The 23,371-nt window shown below is 32.6% G+C and carries 23 protein-coding genes; 3 read left to right on the top strand and 20 right to left on the bottom strand.

The features are described from left to right. Position 1: 1 nt before the first annotated feature. The 7 genes from MN581_RS04880 to MN581_RS04850 form a co-directional block, all read right to left on the bottom strand. Positions 2 to 1,897, bottom strand: a complete 1,896-nt coding sequence (locus MN581_RS04880) for a hypothetical protein (RefSeq protein WP_241699289.1) — start codon at positions 1,895 to 1,897, stop codon at positions 2 to 4. An 82-nt stretch (positions 1,898 to 1,979) separates the two neighbouring features. After that, positions 1,980 to 2,366 (bottom strand): DUF1149 family protein, encoded by a 387-nt coding sequence (locus MN581_RS04875; protein WP_117972564.1) that lies wholly within the window; start codon positions 2,364 to 2,366, stop codon positions 1,980 to 1,982. A 144-nt stretch (positions 2,367 to 2,510) separates the two neighbouring features. Continuing rightward, on the bottom strand, positions 2,511 to 3,206 hold the full coding sequence (locus MN581_RS04870; protein ID WP_241699288.1) for a hydrolase: 696 nt from the start codon (positions 3,204 to 3,206) through the stop codon (positions 2,511 to 2,513). Between the two features lie 58 nt (positions 3,207 to 3,264). Further along, positions 3,265 to 3,891, bottom strand: a complete 627-nt coding sequence (locus MN581_RS04865) for a glycoside hydrolase family 73 protein (protein WP_117972562.1) — start codon at positions 3,889 to 3,891, stop codon at positions 3,265 to 3,267. Between the two features lie 7 nt (positions 3,892 to 3,898). Next, complete coding sequence (locus tag MN581_RS04860) at positions 3,899 to 4,642, bottom strand: M15 family metallopeptidase (RefSeq protein WP_241699287.1); 744 nt, start codon at positions 4,640 to 4,642, stop codon at positions 3,899 to 3,901. 5 nt (positions 4,643 to 4,647) lie between these two features. Further along, a complete protein-coding gene (locus MN581_RS04855) occupies positions 4,648 to 5,208 on the bottom strand; it encodes a hypothetical protein (RefSeq protein WP_117972560.1) in 561 nt (186 codons plus the stop codon). A 122-nt stretch (positions 5,209 to 5,330) separates the two neighbouring features. Beyond that, positions 5,331 to 6,293, bottom strand: coding sequence for an aromatic acid exporter family protein (locus MN581_RS04850; protein ID WP_117972559.1), 963 nt, complete (start codon positions 6,291 to 6,293; stop codon positions 5,331 to 5,333). A 121-nt stretch (positions 6,294 to 6,414) separates the two neighbouring features. On the opposite strand from MN581_RS04850, the gene MN581_RS04845 reads away from it, so the two are divergent. Continuing rightward, positions 6,415 to 7,047, top strand: a complete 633-nt coding sequence (locus tag MN581_RS04845) for a hypothetical protein (protein WP_117972558.1) — start codon at positions 6,415 to 6,417, stop codon at positions 7,045 to 7,047. 15 nt (positions 7,048 to 7,062) lie between these two features. Beyond that, positions 7,063 to 7,668, top strand: coding sequence for an aromatic acid exporter family protein (locus MN581_RS04840; protein WP_117972557.1), 606 nt, complete (start codon positions 7,063 to 7,065; stop codon positions 7,666 to 7,668). Between the two features lie 191 nt (positions 7,669 to 7,859). Here MN581_RS04840 and MN581_RS04835 read toward each other — a convergent pair whose 3' ends face one another. From MN581_RS04835 to MN581_RS04825, 3 genes are all read right to left on the bottom strand, one after another. Next, the gene (locus MN581_RS04835; RefSeq protein ID WP_241699286.1) at positions 7,860 to 8,702 is read right to left on the bottom strand and encodes a PRD domain-containing protein; all 843 of its coding nucleotides are present in this window, start codon (positions 8,700 to 8,702) and stop codon (positions 7,860 to 7,862) included. 108 nt (positions 8,703 to 8,810) lie between these two features. Beyond that, entirely contained in the window at positions 8,811 to 10,688 is a 1,878-nt protein-coding gene (locus tag MN581_RS04830; RefSeq protein ID WP_241699285.1) for a beta-glucoside-specific PTS transporter subunit IIABC, read from the bottom strand. Between the two features lie 248 nt (positions 10,689 to 10,936). Then, positions 10,937 to 12,370: a 6-phospho-beta-glucosidase gene (locus MN581_RS04825; protein WP_241699284.1), complete on the bottom strand. Its 1,434-nt coding sequence runs from the start codon at positions 12,368 to 12,370 to the stop codon at positions 10,937 to 10,939. Positions 12,371 to 12,471: 101 nt separating this feature from the next. On the opposite strand from MN581_RS04825, the gene MN581_RS04820 reads away from it, so the two are divergent. Next, positions 12,472 to 13,446 carry a LacI family DNA-binding transcriptional regulator gene (locus MN581_RS04820; protein ID WP_117972553.1) on the top strand — a complete coding sequence of 325 codons (975 nt, stop codon included), beginning with the start codon at positions 12,472 to 12,474 and terminating at the stop codon, positions 13,444 to 13,446. 12 nt (positions 13,447 to 13,458) lie between these two features. Here MN581_RS04820 and MN581_RS04815 read toward each other — a convergent pair whose 3' ends face one another. The 10 genes from MN581_RS04815 to ftsA form a co-directional block, all read right to left on the bottom strand. After that, positions 13,459 to 13,977, bottom strand: a complete 519-nt coding sequence (locus MN581_RS04815; protein ID WP_233519158.1) for a hypothetical protein — start codon at positions 13,975 to 13,977, stop codon at positions 13,459 to 13,461. Positions 13,978 to 13,989: 12 nt separating this feature from the next. Further along, positions 13,990 to 14,373 carry a DUF4430 domain-containing protein gene (locus MN581_RS04810; protein WP_233519157.1) on the bottom strand — a complete coding sequence of 128 codons (384 nt, stop codon included), beginning with the start codon at positions 14,371 to 14,373 and terminating at the stop codon, positions 13,990 to 13,992. Between the two features lie 87 nt (positions 14,374 to 14,460). Next, positions 14,461 to 17,247: an isoleucine--tRNA ligase gene (gene ileS, locus MN581_RS04805; protein WP_117972551.1), complete on the bottom strand. Its 2,787-nt coding sequence runs from the start codon at positions 17,245 to 17,247 to the stop codon at positions 14,461 to 14,463. 274 nt (positions 17,248 to 17,521) lie between these two features. Next, entirely contained in the window at positions 17,522 to 18,313 is a 792-nt protein-coding gene (locus MN581_RS04800) for a DivIVA domain-containing protein (RefSeq protein WP_117972550.1), read from the bottom strand. A gap of 14 nt (positions 18,314 to 18,327) precedes the next feature. Then, positions 18,328 to 19,110 (bottom strand): YlmH/Sll1252 family protein, encoded by a 783-nt coding sequence (locus MN581_RS04795; protein ID WP_117972549.1) that lies wholly within the window; start codon positions 19,108 to 19,110, stop codon positions 18,328 to 18,330. Between the two features lie 18 nt (positions 19,111 to 19,128). Next, positions 19,129 to 19,392, bottom strand: coding sequence for a YggT family protein (locus MN581_RS04790; protein ID WP_199500889.1), 264 nt, complete (start codon positions 19,390 to 19,392; stop codon positions 19,129 to 19,131). Between the two features lie 15 nt (positions 19,393 to 19,407). Continuing rightward, entirely contained in the window at positions 19,408 to 20,016 is a 609-nt protein-coding gene (gene sepF / locus MN581_RS10155; RefSeq protein ID WP_117972548.1) for a cell division protein SepF, read from the bottom strand. A 15-nt stretch (positions 20,017 to 20,031) separates the two neighbouring features. Next, positions 20,032 to 20,718 carry a YggS family pyridoxal phosphate-dependent enzyme gene (locus tag MN581_RS04780; RefSeq protein WP_233519156.1) on the bottom strand — a complete coding sequence of 229 codons (687 nt, stop codon included), beginning with the start codon at positions 20,716 to 20,718 and terminating at the stop codon, positions 20,032 to 20,034. 13 nt (positions 20,719 to 20,731) lie between these two features. Then, positions 20,732 to 22,000 carry a cell division protein FtsZ gene (gene ftsZ, locus MN581_RS04775; protein ID WP_117972547.1) on the bottom strand — a complete coding sequence of 423 codons (1,269 nt, stop codon included), beginning with the start codon at positions 21,998 to 22,000 and terminating at the stop codon, positions 20,732 to 20,734. 21 nt (positions 22,001 to 22,021) lie between these two features. Beyond that, on the bottom strand, positions 22,022 to 23,362 hold the full coding sequence (ftsA, locus tag MN581_RS04770; RefSeq protein WP_117972546.1) for a cell division protein FtsA: 1,341 nt from the start codon (positions 23,360 to 23,362) through the stop codon (positions 22,022 to 22,024). Positions 23,363 to 23,371: the final 9 nt, after the last annotated feature.

Genomic DNA, 23,371 nt, shown 5'->3' with positions numbered 1-23,371 from the left:
ATTATTCTGCCGTCTCCCTATCAAAAAAATGTTTACTTGATTTAAAATAACGTCTCTCTAAATAAGCAGATAACGCTTGGTACGCTTTTAAGCGTAACTTAATTTCCTTATCCATCATAACATATTTTTTCGACAGTAATGGTATCTTGACTAGATTTTCTAGTTCTACAAAGAATTCATTCGCTTCAGATATATAATGCTTACTCCAATTGAGTTCACTTTTACCAGTATCATTGACTTGCATGATATTAGCTTGATACCATCGATACTCCAAAAATTTTAATGATAACCGATATGTCCGGTACTCTTCGACTGGAACCTTAACGTCTTCAACTTCAGCATCATCTGCTTGTTGAAATAAGTCCAAAATATCATCTTCATCGTATCGTATTGCTTGTTCTTCTTCTATTTTTTCCTCATTTATTAAATCTGTCCCTTCGCTGTTATCTTCTTGTTCTTCAACTAAAGTCTGATCAACAAACTGTTGGAGGTAAGCAACACGATCACTTAAACGATTAACCTCTTTTAATAATTGTCTCATCTCATTTTGATAATAGTTTTTTTCTTCACTTAATTTCTGATTTAATTCTTTTAAATTAGTTAGATCATTTAACATACTGGATGTATCTAGTTCGTATTTATTAAGTTGTTCTTCAAGTTGTTGTTCCATTCCTTGGCTTTTATCAATCCACTCTTTTAATTTTTTTTCTAATTGCCAATACGATTTTTTTTGTTCTTCCAACGTTCTTAAGACATTGTCTTTTTCAACTGATTCTTGATCTAATTTATTTTTTACTGAATGATTTTCTTCTTTTAATTCATCAATTAATAAATCAGATTCTGTCTTTTCACTCACTAATTCATCAATTTTAGCTTGCAATTTAAAGGAATCATTTGATACTAATACTAACTGTCTTTCTTGTTCCGCAATTTTTTCCTCAAATTCTTTCATATCAAGTTGGGCTTGATTGATTAATTGTGCTTTATCATCTTGTTCTTTTTGATATAGATTTTTTAATGTTGAATTTTCTGTCTCTAATTCTGTCAATTTTAGCTGTAAATCTTTAATTTCATCGACTTGTTTATTTTCAGATATAGTTAATTGCCGATTTTTTTTTGATGTTTCATTCAACGTTAAACTGAGTAGGTTATTGTTATGTTGCAACTCGCTAATTAAATGTTTAGCATTTGTCAATTCGTTTGACAGGATGGAATAACGTTGATGACTTTCGTCATTTTTAGTTGGGTAAATATCTTCTAATTGTTCTTTTTTAGGTAGTATTTTATTATCTTGAAAAGTATCTACATACCGCAATAAGTCATTATTTTCTTTTTCAATAATATCTAGTTGCTCCATTAATATTTTTTGTTCTTTATCTCGTTCTTTACTCCACTGATTCACTAAAGCGTCTTGTTCCACCACTTTTTTTTGTAATGTATCAATGATTTTATCTTGATCATCTAAAATATTAAAATTCATTTTATTTGACTCATTTCCTGTCTGAAAAACAGGTTGTACCATGTCACTAGATTCTATAGTATTATATGGAGCAGTCAATAATTCCTGAACTGCTTTAAAAAAATGTTTAATTTCAATATCACTTAGTAATGCTGAAACGCTGAAAGAGATGTACAATTTAATTATTCCATTATCATTAATATGATAAAATGCTCTTTCTATTGGATAGATAGATAACACAGAACGCCATCTACGAAAAAAGACAGTTAACCTTTTATCAATTTTATAGAAAAAAATAGGATCGAATAATATTTCTAATTGGTTGGTCATAGATCCTGATGGTCGATTTTTTTCTATTACGGTAATTGATTTTTTACGGGGTTTCTTTTTTTCTTTTTTGAACAACCGCATACTAATTTTCCCCTGGTCACTTTTCATTATATTACCTCCGTTTTTTATCAACTCGCTTACAATGATACTAAAAAAGTGTTGTTAGACCACAACACTTTTTTAGACTTATTTAGCCTTCTTGAGAAAAGTTAAGTTGTACACCAGGTTTGTCTAACGCAATCTCGGTTACTTCATAAGTTAATCGTTCAATCAAAACGAATAAAGGTTGTACCAAAGTGTTCACTTCTTCTGAAGTTAAATCTTCAATTTTATCTACTTTTCTACCTACTGTTTGAACAAATTGAGCGACATCACCACTAATGGCAACATTATCTAATATAATTTTAAATTCGACTCTCAACCCTAAAATCGAGTTGTTTTCTGCATCAATGGTCATTTCATCTGTAATTTCAAAAGGATTTAAACTTACATTAATAGATGTTTCTTCAGAATGATCTTGAGGTAATGCATCATAATGATATGACTGTACAAATTCTTGTTGTCTCTTTAATTCCATTTTATTCTCTCCTAAATATGTCACTATTTAATAAATTCTTTATAGTTATCTTATCTACCTTTTATATTCTACACGAATTTTTCTTAGATTTAAATCTAAATCTAAGTTCATTTATACATTAATTCAATTAATTGATTAAAAAGGCTAGTCTTCATTACTTTCTTCACGTTCTATTGCTCGATAATTCTGCATTTTTTTACTAAATAACATACCGTTTGAAGGTGGTGTATAAGTAATAGCATTCGCTCCAGCTTCAATGGTTTCCATAATTGATTCTTCCGTTGGTCCTCCTGTTGCCATAATAGGAAATAATGGGTATCTTTCTCGAATCATTCGAACAATATGAGCAGTGTGTTTACCACCGCTAACATTTAAAATCTGAACACCAGCTGCAATCTTTTCATCAATGTCGGTAAATTCCGATGTTATTGTTCCAATAATGGGGATATCAATGGTCTGTGAGATATCATAAATTGTCTCCTTAGGTGTAGGTGCATTCACAACGACACCTAGAGAACCATTTGCTTCTGCAAACATACTCATATTAACTGAGCGATTTCCTTGAGTTAAACCACCACCAACACCCGAAAAAACAGGAACATCTGCTGCTTCAATAATTGCTTTAGTAATCGTTGGATGTGGTGTAAATGGGTAAACGGCTATCACAGCATCTGCATCAATATTACGAATAATAGCTATATCAGTTGAATAGCAGATTGATTTAATTCGTTTTCCATAAATTCTTATTCCTGAACAATTTCGAATGACGTTTGGGACATTGATTAAATCTTTTCTTAAATTTGTGACAATTTCAGGGGCAATACGTTTTTCTCTATTCATAATTATTTCTCCTCCATAAATAAATTGAACTTTAATCAAAATATTAAAGTTCAATTTATCAATCATATTGATTTAAATGATGTTCTTCAATGAGAGATATTAACTTATCAGCATAGCCTGGATCTGTAGCATATCCAGCAACTTGTAAAGCTCTAGCTGCAGTTTGATAATCATCTGCTAATAACACCCCTTGATATAAATAAGGGTCCCAATCCACGCCTTGTACAAACAACAACGTATGATCTCTAATACAATCAGACCAACTAGCATATACTTTAAAGTTTGCTTTAATAGTTTCCCATTTACCATCTTTATACTCTTTTGTTTCCAGTTTTACTGAATGATCATTGGCACTAAAAGACTTAATACCAAATAAATTATTATATTTAGCACTTAACTCACTTGTTCCCCAATCTGATTCTAAAATAGCTTGAGCTAAAACAATGCTTGGCATAATACCATGGCTAGCTTGCATCTCTTTAGCAACCGGAACAATTTCTTCAATAAAAGCCTGTTTATCTGTAGAATTTGACACATCTGATTGTGTCATTGGAGTGGTATCACTTAATCCTCTTAGACTTAATAAAAAAACAATTAATCCAACCATTAAAAGTAACAAACTTAGTATTAAGGGTAACGTTACTTTACGTTGATTGCCATATCTTCTTGTATATTTTTTCGCCATAAATTACCTACTTTTTAATCATTTCAACATATTCTTCTAGCGACAAGTTGTGTTTTTTCATATATAAGGCATTAGCTTTACCGACATAACGAATATGCCATGGCTCATAATTAATACCTGTTATTGACTCTTTACCTTTTTCATAGCGAACAATAAACCCATATTGACAAGCATTTTCTTCAATCCACTTTCCAGCATCTGTATCACCAAATTCACCTTCTAGCATATTACCTTTGTTGTACCAATCTTGATCCAAAATATCAATAGCTAAACCAGTATGATGTTCACTCAATCCTGGTTCTGTTAAATATTCCATTGCTTTTTTCTTTGCTTCTTCATCAGAAAAGCCTTGTGCTTTATAGCTTGCAATGTCTCGCTCTACAATCGCCCTTTGTTCTGCTACGGATCGATAGCCTGAGATAGTCACTATTTTAAATCCTTTTTTGTCAGCAGCATTCACCATTGCATTAAATGTACCAAAGATACGACTATCAATTTTTTCACCATTAGGTAATTCTTTTAAATTAGTTGGTTCTTTTTCAATCTTATTATCTTTATTAACTAAAATAAGATCCCAATCTGTTGTGTTTCCTGGATACGTCTCATCTGATTTTGCTGTAGATTGAACTGGCTCTTTTATCTGATCTGTTTGAGTTGTTTTTTCTACTGCTTTTTGGTTATCCCCAACTTTAACCCATAATCCCAGTGCAATAAAACAACTGATAATACCGATGAATATTTTTTTAGCCATGAATACTAGTCATTTCCCTTATGTTGAGTATTTTCTTCTGCATAAGTATCTGTCAAATTTTCATCTAGCCATTCAATTAAATCAACTTTTGATTCCTCTATTTGTTGTTGGACAATTCCTGGCATAAAGAATTCTAGTATGTCATCATATCCCCATTCACCATAATTCATCACAACACGTAGAACAACTACATGTTTTTGTGGGACGTTTAACAATTCTCTATCACTAAAACGCTGTTGGGTAATTAATTCAACTTTTGCTACACCTGATTTAATCCATGTATTAGCAATCACTGTTTTTAAACGTTTATATTCGACACTTGCATAATTTCTTTTTTCTGGAAACATAATTGTCTGACTGACAATTTTTTGGATCAACATCCATTCATAGTCAGAAAATAAATTTTTAATCTTTTGCATCTTATCATTTGGTAACTGTACTAAACCTTTTTTCCAATCTGACCATATCTCTATAGGTAGTTCTAAAATATTTTTACAAAAGGTGTCTTCACTAATAAATTGATCTCTTATACGATCTAACATAATATTAACCATTGCTTGATGCATATACGTCATCCTCTTTCTTATCTATTAAATCAACTAAATAATATAATATCTCTTTTCATTCTACTATATTTAATAAAACTTTTGAATCAAATACATCATTTACCCAGACAAGTTTAGAAAAACTACAACATTTTTTCATTCATTTGACTAAAGTTTACTTTAATATCAATAAATGTTTGAATTTGTAATAACAATTGATATAATTTCGCACGGTTTTCAAATTCTGTTCGTGATGTTGGTAATGATTTTGTTTCATACATTTGGAATACTTCTAATACATCTTCTTTTAAAGATAACGCATTATTGTCTTCAGCATAAGTTTCTGCGATATTTAATAGTAACGTTTCCACACTTTCTGCGACATCTTTATCGACATCAATTTGTTTAATTAACTCATTCATATCTTCTAATGTTTCAAATTGACGTAATCTCATATCAAAATAACTTAAGTAATACTCATCTTGTGATAACAACTGATTTTCCATATGACGTTTTGATAATTGCTTTCCCTGTTTAATCGATTTAGATAATCCTTCAAGTAAAGCATTACATTCATTTTCTACATCTTTTCTATAAAGCATCTCTGAAAACTGCATCAATAATTTTTGGATTGTTTTATCAACTACCTGTTTATTTTCTTCGATATCTTCTTTTACACTAGGCATATGTAAATTAGCAATAAGTGCTAAGGTCACCCCGATAAACAACAAACCAAATGCATTAAAAACTAACCACGGAGCCATTGATTTTTCATTTAAAAAATGAGTCATTAGAACTGAATTGATTGGGACAATTTCAGGCATTTTCCATTTACCAGCAATCGGAATATAAAATAATAATAGCAAACAATAGGCTAATGGATTATATCCTATTACGTGATACCAGAAATAAGCCATAATTGTTGCTAGCATAAATGCTAACAGCCTACCAAGTCCTATCTTAACAGATGAACGTTTCGTATTTGTCACACTTAAAATCGCCACGACCCCTGCTGTTGAGGCGTATTTAAACCCCAAATAGCTTGCTAACCAAATCCCGATAGATGCTGTTAAAGCAGTTTTTATGGTACGTAATCCAATTTTCATATTATTCCTCTTTTCACACTTTATCCTTACTCTATTTAAAGTCAAAATTTGTTTCCCGTCAAATACTAGAAAAATACTTCTCTTTCGTTTATTATAGGGATATATTGAGGAGGGTTACTCTATGACACGTATTAAACCATTTTTAGTCATATTTTTATTTTTGTTTACTTTAAGTGCGTGCGGTATTACACAAGAATTGGATCAATCAGTCACCGTCACAAAAAATATCAATCAACAACTAAAAGAAGAAAAAGCAACTATTTCCTCTTTAAATACACTTATTGAAAATTTTTCAACAACCTATGATAAAGATATCCATGAAAAAAAAATAACCAATATTTTAGGTAATGAAACAAGCAGTCTAAATAAAAGTTATGAAGAACGTGAAAAATTATTATCGACTTTAAAAAAAGATAATAAACTAATTAAGTCCTATAATAAAGAACTAAAAAATATTATTTCCAAAAAGGCAGTTGATGTAGATAATACTAAATTAGTGTCAATTCAGGGTAGTTTAGAGATTATCATCAATAATATTGAATCTCTTCAGCTTTATATTGAAACTAGTTTATCACAAGAAAAAAAATTATATGATGACGTAGCAAATGAGACAGCCGATGCTTTATTCTCTGCTATTGATAGAGCAAATGGTGCAACTTTAATCGTCACAAATGAAACGTTACAAAATATGTCGTATACCACTAAATTAATAAATGATTACCAACGTTCCGTTCCGACAAATCATAATAAATAGGAGAATGCTCATCAGATGGTTATTGGAAAATATCGAATTGGCTTGCGAACACTTAAAACCTCAATTGCTGTTATGTGTTGCATTATTTTTTTTCACTTAACACATCGTGGTTCCCCAATGGTAGCCACACTAGCTGCTGTTTTTGCTTTACGTGAAGATATGTCAACCACCATGAGTTTTGGAAAATCAAGAATACTTGGCAACACCATTGGCGGAATTGCTGGAATTTTATACTATATTTGTTTACTAAAACTCCCTAATCAATCCATTGGAGAAATCTTCCTTGTGCCATTTTTTGTTTTAGTCACCATTACTGTCTCGACTCGTTTAAAAAATCAAAAAGGAATTATTGGTGGTGTCGCGACATTATTGTTCTTATGCTTCTCTATTCCCAAAACTAGCTCTTTTACATATGCTATCGACCGTGTCATTGATACATTTATTGGAACGCTGTTTGCTATCTTATGGAACTATCTAATAAAATCACCATTAGAAGATAAAGAAGAAACCTTAGAAGAAAAGAAAGAAACCTTAGCTAAAAAGAAACAGGATATTAACATTTTAGAACAAGAAATTCAAGCACTAGAAAAAAATATCCCACCAGATAACTCATTAGATTAACGAATAGAAAATAAAAAAGTAGTCTCTTAATATAAGAGACTACTTAGACTGTAGACAAAGTATTGACAAATTTCGATACTTTGTCTTTTTTGATAAAATAGAGAAACGGAGTGACTATTAATGTTGAAATAGTAAGACATGGGTAGTTAGTTTGTCTTCAATCTGAAAGAATAAATACTTGTATTCCTTCTTTATCCTTTATTATCATCCATTACCTTATTGATATGAATCGTTAAATAGATTATTTCTGATTGATTAATGGGAACATCATACTTAGTTAAAAGATAGTCTTTCACCCTTAAACTACATTGAAAGGCTTTTGGGTATTTTGATTGAACTAATTCATACAAAAAATCATCTGTTTCCTCACTTAATTCATTATTTATTATTCGTTGAACAAAAAATTGAATATGAGTCACCATTCTTTGATAGTTTGTTGAGTGTTCATCAAACTCGTATCCAACATATCGTCTAACAATATTTAATATATTTTTGACAATCTCTGTGTTTTTCATTGTTGTTGCCATATCTTGATAATCTGTCACACTATTAGCTAAATGTAGTGCAATCACACCTGCCTCTTCTTCTGTCATGTCCGCATTTAGCTTATCCTTCACAATTTCAACCGCTTTTAAAGCAACTTTAAATTCTTTGGGATAAAATTTTTTTATATCAAATAATAATGGATTAGGAAGTGAAATCTTCTCGCGAGCCCGTTCTATAGCATAAAACAAATGATCCGTCAAACTTAAATAAGATTTCTCAGAGTAATTATAACCAATCTCTTTTTCTGCTAATAACATAATCTCTTTAGATACTTCGATGATATCAGGTGGTATTTTTTCGACCAATTTTTCCATCTCTTGTCTTTCGCTTCCTGAATGATTAACAAACATCTTATCAATAGCAATTAAAGATATTTTATCTCCAACTTTTTTATTAAACGCAATACCTTTGCCCATCACAACAACTTCTTGAGATTCTTTATTATCAGAAATTACCACATTATTATTTAAAATTTTTTTTATAATCATCTCTTGTGTCCTTTTCTTAAATCAGTGATATTGTCATCAATCCTCATTTTATTATACATCCTATAAATGTTTTTTTACAGAATTAATTACCATACCATAAAAACATCGTTATTTGATTACCACTAATAATTCTTCTCCTGATACAATATCTTTTTGATCTAATGTAAGGACATCTAAAAACTGATCTGAGTTTGTAACTACTATTGGCGTGACAACAGGATTTCCTGCTTCTTTAATATAATCAATATCGAAGTATCCTAATAAATCACCTTGATTTACTTTATCCCCTTGCTTAGCTTTAATATCGAATCCTTTTCCGTCTAACTCAACAGTATCCATACCAATATGGATCAGTATCTCAGAACCATCATTTGTTATCATACCTATTGCATGCCCTGTTGGAAATACAGTGGTAATTTCTCCTGTTGCTGGTGCATATAACTCACCGATAGTTGGATTAATAGCGATACCTTTTCCTAACGCACCAGAAGAAAATACTTCGTCTTTGACTTCAGATAATGGAACAACCTCACCTGTTACAGGAGAAACTAACTCTTCTCGTGATCCTGATTGACTTGATGTACCAGATGATACATTATTTGATTCCTCATCAGTTGATTCTACTTCTTTATCAAAACCAATAACCAATGTCATAACAAATGCCACAACAATCGATACAATACCTCCAATAATTCCCATCATAACGTTTGATTCAACACCCTCAATCGTACTCACAAAGCCAGGTATTGATAATATACTCACTAGACCACTAGCAAATAGTTTAACACCAGCTCCGCCGATAACTGCTCCACCAACCGCTCCACCGATACAAGCAGCGATAAATGGTTTTTTTAGAGGTAAAGTCACACCATAAACAGTCGGTTCAGTAATACCAAAAACAGCAGTCAACGTTCCTGAAAGTGCCAATGCTTTTCGTTTTTCATTCTTTGTTCTCAAAAATACCGCAAAAGCAGCTCCTGCTTGAGCTAAAACAGCTCCCAATAACATTGGTGTTAAAGTATCAAAACCATATTGTGTTAAGTTATTCAATCCTATTGGAATAAGACCCCAATGCATCCCAAACATTACAAACACTTGCCATAAGCCACCCATAACTGCACCTGCTAATATAGGACTAAAATTAAAGACTGCTGTATAAGCTGTTCCTAATCCTGTTCCAATAATTGTACCTAAAGGCCCTATTGCAACAAAAGTTAACGGTACCATGATCATAATAGTAAACATTGGAACTAAAATAATTTTTAAAAATTCAGGAATAATTTTTTTCATAAATTTCTCAATATATTTTTGTAACCAAACAAATAAAATAATTGGAATCACTGTTTGCATGTATCCTGTTGGACTAATAATAACTGGAATTCCTAAAAATGAAAGAGACGCTTGCTCTCCTGCCATTTGTGTGATAGATGGGTATAATAGAGCTCCTGCTATTGATAAGGCAATAAAAGGATCTGTTTTAAATTTTTTAGCAGCAGTAAAGGCCACTGCAAATGGTAAAAACTGCATTAACCCATCTGATGCTGCATAAAGAATTTGATAAGTTCCTGACTTGTCTGTTAAAACACCTGTCAATAATAAAATAGATAATAGCCCTTTTAATACTCCAGTTCCTGCCAGTGCTCCTAAAAATGGTGTAAAAACACCTGATATAATATCAACAAATTTATTAAAAATGTTACTATCTTTTTTCTCTTCTTCTGTTGGCTCTCCAAGCCCAGATACATCTAGTAATTCATTAAAGACATCTGATACTCTACTTCCTACTACAACTTGATATTGACCTCCACTTTGAACGACTTGGATAACATCTGGTATTTTTTTTATCTCTTCAGTCTTAGCAATCGATTCATCATTTAATTTAAATCGTAGGCGTGTTGCACAATGAACAACACTACTCACATTTTCCTTTCCTCCAACTAATTCTAAAACTTGTGTCGCTAACTCTCTATTAGAAAGCTTTGCCATAATAATTCCTCCTTACATTTTTAAATGCAAAAAAGACCTAAACTGACTAAAATAGTCTACGCAAACTAAGCCCAGATATATACTGAGACTAATCTTGTCGTTCACTATTTCATTCAATTTAGGTCTTGCCTGCTTAGCAGTTACAATCCTTTACATACAGATAATAACATGTTTCCGCTTTCTTGTAAACAATAAATGTACTTTATTTAAATAAAGACTTCAGAAAAAATCTGAAGCCTTCTTAACAATTAGCTATTGCTCAAATCTTCTCCATTTGTTGCAATGACTTTTTTATACCAATCAAATGATTTTTTCTTACTACGATTAAGTGTTCCATTTCCTTCATTGTCACGATCTACATAAATAAATCCATAACGTTTTTTCATTTCACCAGTACCCGCACTGACTAAATCAATACATCCCCAAGTCGTATAGCCTAATAAATCAACCCCATCAATTTCTACGGCATCTCTCATCGCTTTGATATGCTCTGCTAAATACTCAATACGGTAATCATCTACAACATAACCATTTTCATCTGGTGTATCCACAGCACCTAATCCATTTTCTACAATAAACAATGGTTTTTGATAGCGATCGTATAAATCATTCAACGTGATTCTTAATCCTAGTGGATCAATTTGCCATCCCCACTCACTTGACTCTAAATAAGGATTTTTAAGTGACTCAAAGATATTACCACTCGTTTGTTCATTCACCGCTGGATCCGTCGATTGCAATCTTGATGAATAATAAGAAAATGACACGAAATCAACAGTGTGCTCTTTCAATAATTCTAAATCGCCTTCTTGAATTGGTAAGGTAATACCTTTTCGTTCCATTTCTTTTAGCGCATAAGACGGGTACTCCCCACGAGATTGAACATCAATAAAGAAATAGTTTTCTCTATCAGCTTTTCTTGACGCCCAAACATCTTCAGGTTTACTAGTATAAGCATAGTTTGCTCCTGCAGCAAGCATACATCCTACCTTGTTTTCTGGATCAACTTCATGGGCAATTTTTGTGGCAATCGCACTAGCTAGTAATTCATGATGAGCAGCTTGGTACTTGATTTGTTCCTTATTTTCACCCTCTTCAAAATAAAGCCCTGCTCCCATAAATGGGGCATGTAAAATCATATTAATTTCATTAAACGTTAACCAGTATTTTACTAAACCTTTATAACGATTAAAAATAACATGACACAGATTTTCATAAAAACCGACTAATTCACGGCTTCTCCATGCACCGTATTTTTCAACTAAATGCATTGGACAATCAAAATGAGTTATCGTAACTAATGGTTCAATCCCATATTTTTTACATTCTTTAAATAAGTCTTCATAATATTTTAAACCTGCTTCATTTGGTTCATTTTCATCACCTTTTGGAAAAATACGAGACCAAGCGATGGATAAGCGATATGTTTTAAATCCCATCTCTGCAAATAACGCAATATCTTCTTTGTAACGATGGTACATATCAATGGCTTCTTTGGCTGGATAAAAATGATGTTCATCAAATTCAAACATTTTCATCTCTCCAGTAATAACTGCTGCACGATCTGGTCCAACTGGAGCTAAATCCACATTCGCTAATCCTCGACCATCTTCACGATATGCTCCTTCACATTGATTGGCTGCTGTTGCGCCACCCCATAAAAAATCTTGTCTAAATCCCATTGTATTTCCTCCTTATATTGTTTGTATGTTCATTCTATCTTGTGGGAACATTCCCATGTCAAGTTTTTTTTGGTATAATTTTTGTAAATGGAGGTCTTTATATGACAACAATTATTGATGTAGCAAAAAAAGCAGGTGTTTCAAAATCGACTGTTTCTCGCGTTGTTTCAAATAAAGGATATGTTAGCGAAGCAACAAGATTCAAAATTGAAAAAGCCATGGACGAACTTGGTTATATTCCCAACATGATCGCAAGAAATCTACAAGCTGGTTTAACAAAAACAATTGCCTTCATCTCCTATGATTTTAATCAATATACCAGTATCTTTTTAAATGCTTTCACAAAAACGGCATTAACATATGATTTCTATGTCAACTTATATGTTACTGGTGGAGATAAAGCAAAGGAAATAGATGCGTTAAATTTAATGAAATATAAGCAAGTGGATGCTGTCTTTATATTCACTAGAAGTAACTCTTGGGATGATATTAAACCTTATCGAAAATTTGGCCCCATCTCGACTTGGCATCGAATTGATTCTCCTGATATTTATTCATCTTATGTCAATCAGTACGACAGTTATCTAATGTCTCTTGAATTTTTACTTAGCAGAGGTTATAAAAATATCGGGCACATTTTAGGTTATAAAAATAATAAAAATACCCTTGCTCGAATCAATGCTCTTGATTATTTTTATGAGCAACACCCAGAGCTAGAAAAAAAAGAGGAATGGATTTTTTTAAACACTAAACCTTATCAAATTGGACGAAACATTGCAAAAAAATGGCATGAAACATCAAATAGACCTGACTGCCTTGTGTTTTATACCGACTTCATTGCGGCTGAATGTATCTCTGAATTGCAGCTTTTAGATTATTCTATCCCTAAAGATATTGGTATTATGGGTTTTGATAATAACGCTATCAGCGAAATTATTCACTTAACTACCGTCGACTGTCATTTAGAAACTCAAGCGACCAATTGTTTTAACTATCTTTATAGTGAATTAAAAAACTTAACTTTTTCACCTATTCCCATTACGCAAGACTTAGTTATTCGATCATCGACCAAATAAAAAAGAGATAGCTCAGCTACCTCTTTTTTTCATTTCTTTATTCATTAGATAAATAAAAGGACTCTTTAATAAGATATAAAAAAACATTGTTCCGAAAGCATGCATGATATCAAAACTCATACCAGTCACATAATATGCCCAAAAGTTTGTTACGCCAAATATCGGTGCTAACATCACCGATATGAGAAAGCCATACCCTAGACCGGATATCAGGCACAAAATAAGTTGTAATACCTTGTTATTTTTTACGTTAGTCCATTTATCTAATAGGACTACTAGATAAATGACACACCAAAAAGATACTATTTGGGCAATTGTCCAAACTCCCATACCTAAATAAAAATTTGTAATTAAAATAGAAAGCGAACTAATCACAATTGCTTCAAGTCTTCCCATATAAAGTGTCACTAAAATAAGTGTTGCCGTAATCGGTTGAACATTTGGTATAAAAACCATTAATAATCTACCGACTACACAAAATGCTGTCAGTAAAGCCATCATTGTTAATGATTGTGTGTTAATATGCTTCAAGTTAGTCTCCTATTAATCCAATTTAGATAAATCAAACTCAATATTATCACCATCAGATACTGTTGTTTCTTGAACCCCTTTTTCAGCTTGTTTACCATTGACTGTATATAACCAATACTTATTTTCTTTTTCATCTTGTTTATAACCGTCAATGGATGTGATAAACCCTTTTGTATCTTCAATATCATAGTTATCTTTCAATACATTATATAAAACAGTCTCATCTTTCACGCTAACTTCTTTTGAATCAATTTCTTTATGATCTTCCTTTAGTGTGATATTAACAGTTGCACTTGATTGCGTTGACTCTACTGTTTGGTTCTTTTTACCACTTCCACAACCTGTTAATGTCACTAAAATCGTTGCACTTAACACCAAGCAATTTAATTTTTTCATCATACTTCTCCCTTATTTAAATTCCTTAACTTTTCATAAAGAAACCTCAAACTATCTACTGATAATTTGAGGCTTATTTATTTAGTTTTACTCTAAGCCTTCTGCTACAGCTTCAGGATAATTTACTTCAACAATTTCAGCACATCGATTACATAATGTCGGTAATTCTTGATGACTACCTACATCTTCTTTGATTGCACGACAACGTTGACACGTTTCACCTTGAGCAGGTTCCACTAAAATAGAGACATCATTAAATTTCATAGCAGTTTCTGGTACATCAGTTGTTGATTTTTCAACAACTAAATCTGAAACAATCAATACTTGTGCCAAATTAGTATTTAATGCATCTAACAACATAGCAGTTGGCTCATTTGGATAGATAGTCACTTTTGCTTCAAATGATTTACCAATTAATTTATTATTTCTAGCTTCTTCTAAAGCTTTTAAGACATGTGTTCTCACTTCCATGAATCCATCCCATAATTCCATGATTGAATCTTGATCTGGATAAGTGTCATAACCAGGAAGCTCAGATAACTGCACATATTCTTCTTCTTCTTGTAAATGAGACCAAATTTCTTCTGACGTAAATGGTAAAATTGGTGTCATTAATTTTGTTAAAGCCACTAAAATATCATAAAAGACAGTTTGCATTGCACGACGCTCATGATTATCTCCTGCTTCAATGTAGACAACATCTTTGGCAAAATCTAAATAGAATGCTGACAAGTCATTTGTACAGAAGTTAACTAGACTCTTATAAACAGTCGAGAATGAATAATTGTCATACCCTTTATCACGAATAGTTTTGATTGTATCATTTAAGCGAATCATCATATATTTATCAACCGAACGTAATTCATCATATTCAACACGGTCTTTATTCACATCAAAATCAGATGTGTTTGCTAATAAGAAACGCATTGTATTACGAATTTTACGATAAACTTCAGCAATTTGATTTAACGTATTCATATCCACTTTCACATCTGATTCATAATCCACACTTGAGACCCAAAGTCTTAAAATATCTGCACCCATTTGATTGGTTACTTTATTTGGCTCAATCGTATTTCCTAAAGATTTACTTTGTTTACGTCCTTGTGGGTCTAATGTAAATCCTTGAGAAAGAACTGCTTTATATGGTGCAACGCCATTAATTGCCACACTTGTTGTAATACTTGAGTTGAACCATCCACGGTATTGGTCAGATCCTTCTAAGTACAAGTCAGCTGGAAATGATAAATCACTTCTGCCTCTTAACACTGCTTCATGTGATGAACCAGAGTCAAACCAAACATCCATGATATCAGTTTCTTTTGTAAATTCGCCATTTGGACTACCAGGATGAGTAAATCCTTCTGGTAATAATTCTTTGGCTTCTTTTTCAAACCAGATTTTTGACCCGTGTTCTGCAAATAAATTCGCCACATGTTCTGTTGTTTCTGGTGTAATAATCGCCTCACCGTTTTCTGCATAAAAGACAGGTAATGGTACACCCCATGCACGTTGTCTAGAAATAACCCAATCGCCACGATCACGAACCATGTTATATAGACGCGTTCTCCCCCAAGGAATAATCCAATCTACTTTTTCAATTTCAGATAGAATATCGCCTCTAAATTTATCAATTGATGCAAACCATTGTGGCGTTGCACGATAAATAACAGGTTTTTTTGTACGCCAATCATGTGGGTAACTATGAGTAAAGAAATCTAATTTTAATAAATGACCACTTTTTTCTAGCATTTCAGTAATCATTGGATTAGCTTTATCATAGAAGATACCTTCAAATCCAGGTGCTTCATCTGTATAACATCCTCGAGAATCTACAGGTGAAATAACATCGATACCGTATTTACGAGATACAATGTAGTCATCTTCCCCGTGTCCAGGAGCCGTATGAACCAAGCCAGTCCCTGCATCAAGAGTTACATGATCACCTAAAATCAAACGTGATTCTCTATCATAAAATGGGTGTTGAGCTGTCAGATTTTCTAGCTCTGCCCCTTTAATCTCTTTAATAACTGAAACAGTTTCCCAACCAATTTCTTTTGTCACTGTTTCAAGTAACTCTTTTGCTACGACAAATTTTTTACCATCTGCTTCAATCACGACATAAACATATTCGGGATTTACACTAATCGCTAAATTTGCTGGAAGAGTCCAAGGTGTGGTTGTCCAAATAACAAAACTCGTATCATTATCTAATACTCCGTTTCCATCTTTCACATCAAATGCAACATAAATAGAGGCTGATTTTACATCTTTGTATTCAATTTCTGCTTCTGCTAACGAAGATTCACTAGATGGAGACCAGTAAATTGGTTTTAATCCTTTATAGATATATCCTTTTTCAGCCATTTTTCCAAATACTCGAATTTGAGCTGCTTCATAATCTGGTGTTAGAGTAATGTATGGGTTATCCCAATCTCCTGATACACCTAAGCGTTTAAAATCATTACGTTGTTTATCAACTTGGCTAAGTGCATATTCTTTACACATTTCTAAGTATTCTGCTCTAGGCATTTCTTTGCGTTTAACACCTTTTTTGGTTAATACTTGTTCAATTGGTAAGCCATGTGTATCCCAACCTGGAACAAATGGGGCACGAAAACCTGACATTGATTTAAATCGAACAATAATATCTTTACTTACTTTGTTTAGTGCGTGTCCTAAATGGATATTTCCATTAGCATATGGAGGACCATCATGTAAAATAAAAGTTGGTTTCCCTTCATTTAATTTTTGTCTTTGACCATAAATATCTTTTTCTTCCCATTCTTTTTGCCATTCAACTTCTCTTACTGGTAAGTTTCCACGCATTGGAAAGCTTGTTTTTCCTAAATGAAGCGTTTCTTTCATTTTCATTTTATCTATCATCCTCACTTATTTTATTTTTATATACAAAAAAGCTTCGTCCCTTAAAAAGGGACGAAGCTATCGTGTTACCACCCAAAATTCAGTACAGACATAAGTCTATACTCTCCTGTAGATTGTAACGATTCTCACCGAGAAATCTTACTATAATTTCAGATTTCTTTTTTGTAAAGGATCTTTCTTAATTCAGTGTCTCACTAGGTTTCCACTATCCCTAACTCACTTTCAGAATAAATTAAGCTTTTCTATTTTACATCTAACTTTATTATTTAACTTTTGAACGTGATGAACGTTCCACTTTATTTAATTTTTTTGTTTCTTCACTTTTTTCTTCTTTTTGTTGCTGAACAGGCTGATTAGGCATTTCTTGTGTCGCACTTACCTTAATATCTGTTTTTGATTGAGATACATTATCAAAATTAGGTTTAATATTAATAGCTGGTGAAGTTGCTTCAAGACCATTTGCTGCTTCAACAGCATCTAATACTTCTTTAAATGCTTGATGGCTACTGTCAACATAAGCACCAAATGGTTTAAGGATTTCATCCCACTCATCACTTTGCACAATTTGTAACTGTGATTCTAATAATACATTTAAGTTTCTATGGAAAACACGGGTTTTCTTTTTCAAATCATCTGTCTCAACAGCCAATTGACGAGCACGTTCACTTGCTTCAGATAAAATTTGATTTGCTTTATTTGCCGCACCAGAAATCAACTCATCAGACATTTTATTAGCGTGTGCTAAAATGTCTTCAGATTGAGCTTGAGCTTTTTGAATTGCTAAATCAGACTCTTTAATAGCATTTTCTTTTAATTTATCCGCAGTATCTTGAGCTACAATAATTGATTGGTTTAATGAATCTTTTAATTCATTAAAATAACTTAATTTATCATTTGCCTGTTTTACTTCTTTTTCTAAAGAACGATTTTCTTGGGTTAATTTTTCAACTTCTAAAGCGATTTGATCTAAAAAGTCATCTACTTCATCACGATCATATCCCTTAAATTTATTATTAAAACTTTTATTCGTAATATCAATTGGTTTAATTCCCATTTTTACACTCCTTGCTACTTTCTTAAAACTCTAATTTTTAATCTTATCTTATCTTTTTTAGTATTCCCTAGTGTTTCTAATAGTTGAACTCTTCCTAGTCCTCGAACTGACACAATATCTAAATAATCTACTGGAAAATCAACACGCTCTACTTCGGTCCAATTGACCTTAGCTTTCTTTGATTCTACAATCAGTTTAGCACGTTGTCTAGATACATTATATACTGTTGAAATAATATTATCAATTCTAAGTGAAGAGATTGTTAGAGTCTCATCTAACCATTCATCAGTCGGTTGTAAAATATCTTGCCAACCTACTTCGTCAAATTTTACTCCAAATGAACCAATTTTGTCAACTTGTTGAGTAATATAGTTAGAAATAGATTTTTTTATAAAAACTTGCCATTGTTCTCCATTTGTTATGATATCTCCAATGAATTCTCTTTTTATTCCAGTACTCATTAATGTTCCTAAAATTTTTCCATGAGTTAATTTACCAAACTTAATAGGATATTTTATTTCATAAACTGAGATTTCATAATCTGTTTCATTAGGATTGTAATAACTTGGATAAAGTATGGCACATTTTCTCTCAGAATCTTCAAATCCTCCAAAAAAAGACAATAAAATATCGTCTCTTTTACCTACCAATGTCTTTAAAATAAACATCTCACGTGGGTTTAAAAATTCAGTTACAACGGGTGCGTATTGCATCTCAACTTGTTCCATCCAATTACCGATAGTATCAATAAAAGGATGTTCGTCCTTGCGAAAATGCTGATACACATTAGCTTGCAAAAAACTCACATCCATTCTTTAAATCATATAAACTAATCTTGCTAATATTAAAATTAAACCTTGTCCAGCTAATTGTAAAACAAATATTGCAACAATAATTGTAAAATCAATTGGACCAATACTCAAATTCAAGCGATCAAACATACTTAAATATGGTCTTGAAATTCGTATGATAAATTGACCAATTTTTGAATCATACGCCCCAGGAAACCATGATAATAAAGCATAAATCACTAAAACATAAGTATATAGGGTTATGGCTTTAGAGATTAAAGCTATAATCAAATTAACACATCCTTAATATTCTGTTAAATGGTTTGTTATGATATTTCGAGTAATGCTTGAATCGACATCTACGTTGGCAGGAGTACAGATAAACATTTCATCTCCTAAGCGTTGAATATCTCCATCAATAGCATATACAGTCCCTGTCATAAAATCTACAACACGCCTGGCAGAGCTTTCATTCATTAATTTAAAAGACAAAATAATAATCTCTTTTCTAAACAAAGCTTGAGCAATTTGTTTACAATCAATGTAATCTCTAGGCTCATAAACCGATACTTTTCTATGTTGTCTAGCAACCACCATACGTTTATTTCCATTTGAGGTAGGTTGATAGGTATTCATTTCAACTACTTTTTTATTAGTATACTGGTTTTCTGTTGCAGAAATTTTAACATTTTTTTCTGGTTCTTCTTCATTATGGCTGATAGCATGATTCATACTAGCAACATCATCAAGCGCATCCTCTAAATTATTTGTTTCTCTAATATTAGGTTCTGGCTCAAGAACAGATGATTCTTCATCAATCGTCACTTCTTCATCAACAAATGCATCACTTTCATCATCAGAAACGCCAAAAAAATCGGAAAATCTTTCACCAGCTTTATTGAATAACTTCACTCTATCACCTCTCCCCTAAGATTCGAAAAATCTCGAACCAATTCTTACAAAAGTTGCTCCAGATTCTATAGCTGGTATGAAATCTTGACTCATACCCATACTTAATTCTGTACATGGTGCATGGTCAAGTTTTTCTGTTGCAACTTTGTTTTGTAATAATTTTAATTGGTCAAAATACTGAGATAATTCGTTAAGATTTGAATCAATAGGAGCCATGGTCATTAAACCAATAACTTCAATTCTATCAAAATCTTTTAAATCCTTAATGAAATCTATTAAATTTTCCGGAGAGATTCCTTGTTTGGAAATCTCTCCAGAAACGTTTACTTGAACAAAACACTTAATTTGTTTTATTGCTCTTTTTTGTATTTCTTCAGCCAATGATATTTTATCTAATGCATGAAAGTAATCAATATTATTAATGACTGATTTAACTTTTCGCCGTTGTAAATTTCCTATAAAATGCCATTTAATCTGTTTATTATCTGATAGATACTCTTGCTTTTCTAACAATTTTTCCATCCTATTTTCAGCTAAATGTTCAAATCCTAAATTAACAACTTGTTTTGTTGTCTCTTTGTCAACTGATTTAGTGACACAAATGACAGTCACACTATCGACTGACCTTTGACCGATTTGGCAAGCTTGCTCAACATCTTGTTGAATTGACTCAACGTTTTGTTCCAGTTTTTGCAGGACCAATCTAAGTCACCTCTTATTTTTTTCTTCTAAAGAAAGGTGGTGTACTTAATTCATCTTCCGCTTCTAAAGGATGATCAGAATCCTGGTTAGCATTATCATAATCTTTTCTGTCAATTGTTTCAAACTGTGTTTCATCTGGGACTTGACGAGTCGATGGTTCACGTTTTAAATCCCAATCACCAAATGCACTTGTTTGTGCTGTGCGTGATGAATCCATTTCTGGAACTTCACGAATAGGTTCTTGAACTGATCTTGCTTGTCTCTGTTGAACCATTCCATTTGGTGTAGTCACATTATTTCTTCCCATCGCTTGACGTTCTTTTTTTCCTGGATCAATTCCTGTTGCAATGACAGTAACAACAATCTCATCACCTAATTGATCATTAACTGATGTTCCTAAAATAATATTTACATCTCCACCTGTGGCACTCGCTACAATTTCAGACGCATCTTGTGCTTCAAATAAAGTCATATCTGCCCCACCAGTGATATTTAATAGCACTTGTTCAGCACCTTCAATAGATGTTTCAAGCAACGGAGAGGCAATAGCTTTTCTAGTAGCCTCAATCACACGATCTTCTCCATTTGCAACACCAATTCCCATTAGAGCGGTTCCTTGATTTTCCATCACTGTTTTAACATCTGCAAAGTCTAAATTGACATAGCCAGGAGATGTAATTAAATCAGAAATCCCTTGTACACCTTGACGTAATACATTGTCAGCTTCTCTAAAAGCTTCCAACATTGGTGTTCTTTTATCAACGATTTCTAATAAACGATTATTAGAAATGATTACCAAAGTATCCACATTTTCTTTTAAAGCTGAAATTCCTTCAGCTGCAAAACGACTACGTTTTGGACCTTCAAAGCTAAACGGACGTGTCACAACACCGACTGTTAAAGCTCCTTGTTCTTTAGCAATTCCAGCTACTACAGGTGCTGCACCTGTACCGGTACCACCACCCATTCCAGCAGTAATAAATACTAAATCAGCACCTTTTAATGCTTCAGCAATTAAATCTTCGCTTTCAGATGCAGCTTTTTCGCCAATATCTGGTAACGATCCAGCACCTAATCCTTTTGTAAATTTAGGTCCTAGTTGGATGACAGTTTCTGCTTTAGAATGTTGTAGTGCTTGAACGTCTGTGTTTGCAACGATAAACTCTACGCCTTTTACTCCTTCATCAATCATACGGTTTACTGCGTTACCGCCACCGCCACCGACACCAATAACTTTAATTACCGCGCCAGTATTTACAGTATTATCTAATGAAAATTCCATTATTTGTTTCCTCCTAGACTATTAGTCAAATATATTGGATAAGAAACCTTTTACTTTACCGCCAAAACCTTCTTCTTTCTCTTTTACAGGTTCATTGACAGACATATCTGTAACAGGTTCTTGTGCTTGTTGTACAGCTTTTTCATGTTGTTTAGTCTCTACTGAAATGTCACGAACAGGTTTAGCTGTTCGTTTTTTATCACCAGTAACGGCTAATTTAGTCACATGATAAACCTCATCAAGTTGTGCGACATACTCAACAATAGCAATTGCATTAGCATATACAGGATTACGTAATCCCATATGATTTGGAACATACAATTTAACGTTTGTTCCAAACATATCCGCTGCTAACTCGACTACTCCTGGCAAGCTTGCGGCTCCACCAGTTAAAATAACACCACCTGGTAAATTAAGTGCATCAATGCTATCTAACATCATTTTTGATTTTGAAAAAATTTGTTCAACACGCGCTTCTATAATTTCTGACAAGTAGCGTTCATCAATTCTGACAGGTTCATTTTTACCAATGACATCAACAGGAAATTCTTCATTCGGTGAAGTTCTTTCTGGATAAGCATATCCATAGTTGATTTTTAACGCTTCCGCATTAGTTAATGATGTGTTTAAAACAACAGAAATATCCTTGGTTACAAACTCTCCACCTTCTTGTTCAACGTGTGAAAATTTTAATTCACGTTCATACATCACAGAGGTAGTTGTTTGTCCACCACCCATGTCAATAATAGTTGTTCCAAAATCTTTTTCTCCATCCGAAAGAATAGATGAAGCTAAAGCTAAAGGAGCAATGACCATTTCATCAATCACCAATCCAGCTTTTTCAACACATTTTTGAATGTTGTGAACAATTGTCTTAGGTCCAGTATATAATAATCCCTTCATATCTAGACGAACACCAATCATACCTCTTGGATCTTTTATTCCTTCAAAACCATCTACTTTAAATTCTTGAGGAACTAAAGTAATGACTTGACGTTCTGGAGGTGTTGAACGAACAACTGCTGCTGATGCCACATTTTTAACATCTTTGTCAGTTATTTCTTTTGATTCATTATTAACAGCTATCATGCCTTCGCATTTTTCTACTTCTAAAAGATTAGCAGGAATACCTACACTAACACTTTTAATTTGAACACCTGATTTTTCTTCTGCTTGTTTAATTGCTCTTTGAACGGATTGAACAGCTTTGTCTATATCGATAACAATACCACGATCCAATCCTTTTGATTTTGCATTTCCTACGCCAATAATATTAATTTGATTTTCTATGTACTCAGCTACAACAACTTTTATTGATGTTGTACCGATATCAAGACTTACATATATTCCTGTTTTTGCCATGAAAGGTCT

Origin of the sequence: Vagococcus sp. CY53-2 (assembly GCF_022604695.1) — a bacterium.
In the GTDB taxonomy this organism is placed as follows: domain Bacteria; phylum Bacillota; class Bacilli; order Lactobacillales; family Vagococcaceae; genus Vagococcus.
This window is presented reverse-complemented; position numbering and strand designations above follow the sequence as displayed.

What these genes read in the sequence shown, in the direction of transcription:
- MN581_RS04860 (WP_241699287.1), bottom strand. Translation starts at nt 4,642, where the DNA reads ATGGCTAAAAAAATATTCATCGGTATTATCAGTTGTTTTATTGCACTG.
- MN581_RS04820 (WP_117972553.1), top strand. Translation starts at nt 12,472, where the DNA reads ATGACAACAATTATTGATGTAGCAAAAAAAGCAGGTGTTTCAAAATCG.
- MN581_RS04880 (WP_241699289.1), bottom strand. Translation starts at nt 1,897, where the DNA reads ATGAAAAGTGACCAGGGGAAAATTAGTATGCGGTTGTTCAAAAAAGAA.
- MN581_RS04825 (WP_241699284.1), bottom strand. Translation starts at nt 12,370, where the DNA reads ATGGGATTTAGACAAGATTTTTTATGGGGTGGCGCAACAGCAGCCAAT.
- MN581_RS04840 (WP_117972557.1), top strand. Translation starts at nt 7,063, where the DNA reads ATGGTTATTGGAAAATATCGAATTGGCTTGCGAACACTTAAAACCTCA.
- MN581_RS04800 (WP_117972550.1), bottom strand. Translation starts at nt 18,313, where the DNA reads ATGGGAATTAAACCAATTGATATTACGAATAAAAGTTTTAATAATAAA.
- MN581_RS04810 (WP_233519157.1), bottom strand. Translation starts at nt 14,373, where the DNA reads ATGAAAAAATTAAATTGCTTGGTGTTAAGTGCAACGATTTTAGTGACA.
- MN581_RS04850 (WP_117972559.1), bottom strand. Translation starts at nt 6,293, where the DNA reads ATGAAAATTGGATTACGTACCATAAAAACTGCTTTAACAGCATCTATC.
- ileS (WP_117972551.1), bottom strand. Translation starts at nt 17,247, where the DNA reads ATGAAAATGAAAGAAACGCTTCATTTAGGAAAAACAAGCTTTCCAATG.
- MN581_RS04855 (WP_117972560.1), bottom strand. Translation starts at nt 5,208, where the DNA reads ATGCATCAAGCAATGGTTAATATTATGTTAGATCGTATAAGAGATCAA.
- MN581_RS04865 (WP_117972562.1), bottom strand. Translation starts at nt 3,891, where the DNA reads ATGGCGAAAAAATATACAAGAAGATATGGCAATCAACGTAAAGTAACG.
- MN581_RS04845 (WP_117972558.1), top strand. Translation starts at nt 6,415, where the DNA reads ATGACACGTATTAAACCATTTTTAGTCATATTTTTATTTTTGTTTACT.
- ftsZ (WP_117972547.1), bottom strand. Translation starts at nt 22,000, where the DNA reads ATGGAATTTTCATTAGATAATACTGTAAATACTGGCGCGGTAATTAAA.
- MN581_RS04835 (WP_241699286.1), bottom strand. Translation starts at nt 8,702, where the DNA reads ATGATTATAAAAAAAATTTTAAATAATAATGTGGTAATTTCTGATAAT.
- MN581_RS04875 (WP_117972564.1), bottom strand. Translation starts at nt 2,366, where the DNA reads ATGGAATTAAAGAGACAACAAGAATTTGTACAGTCATATCATTATGAT.
- MN581_RS04830 (WP_241699285.1), bottom strand. Translation starts at nt 10,688, where the DNA reads ATGGCAAAGCTTTCTAATAGAGAGTTAGCGACACAAGTTTTAGAATTA.
- MN581_RS04870 (WP_241699288.1), bottom strand. Translation starts at nt 3,206, where the DNA reads ATGAATAGAGAAAAACGTATTGCCCCTGAAATTGTCACAAATTTAAGA.
- ftsA (WP_117972546.1), bottom strand. Translation starts at nt 23,362, where the DNA reads ATGGCAAAAACAGGAATATATGTAAGTCTTGATATCGGTACAACATCA.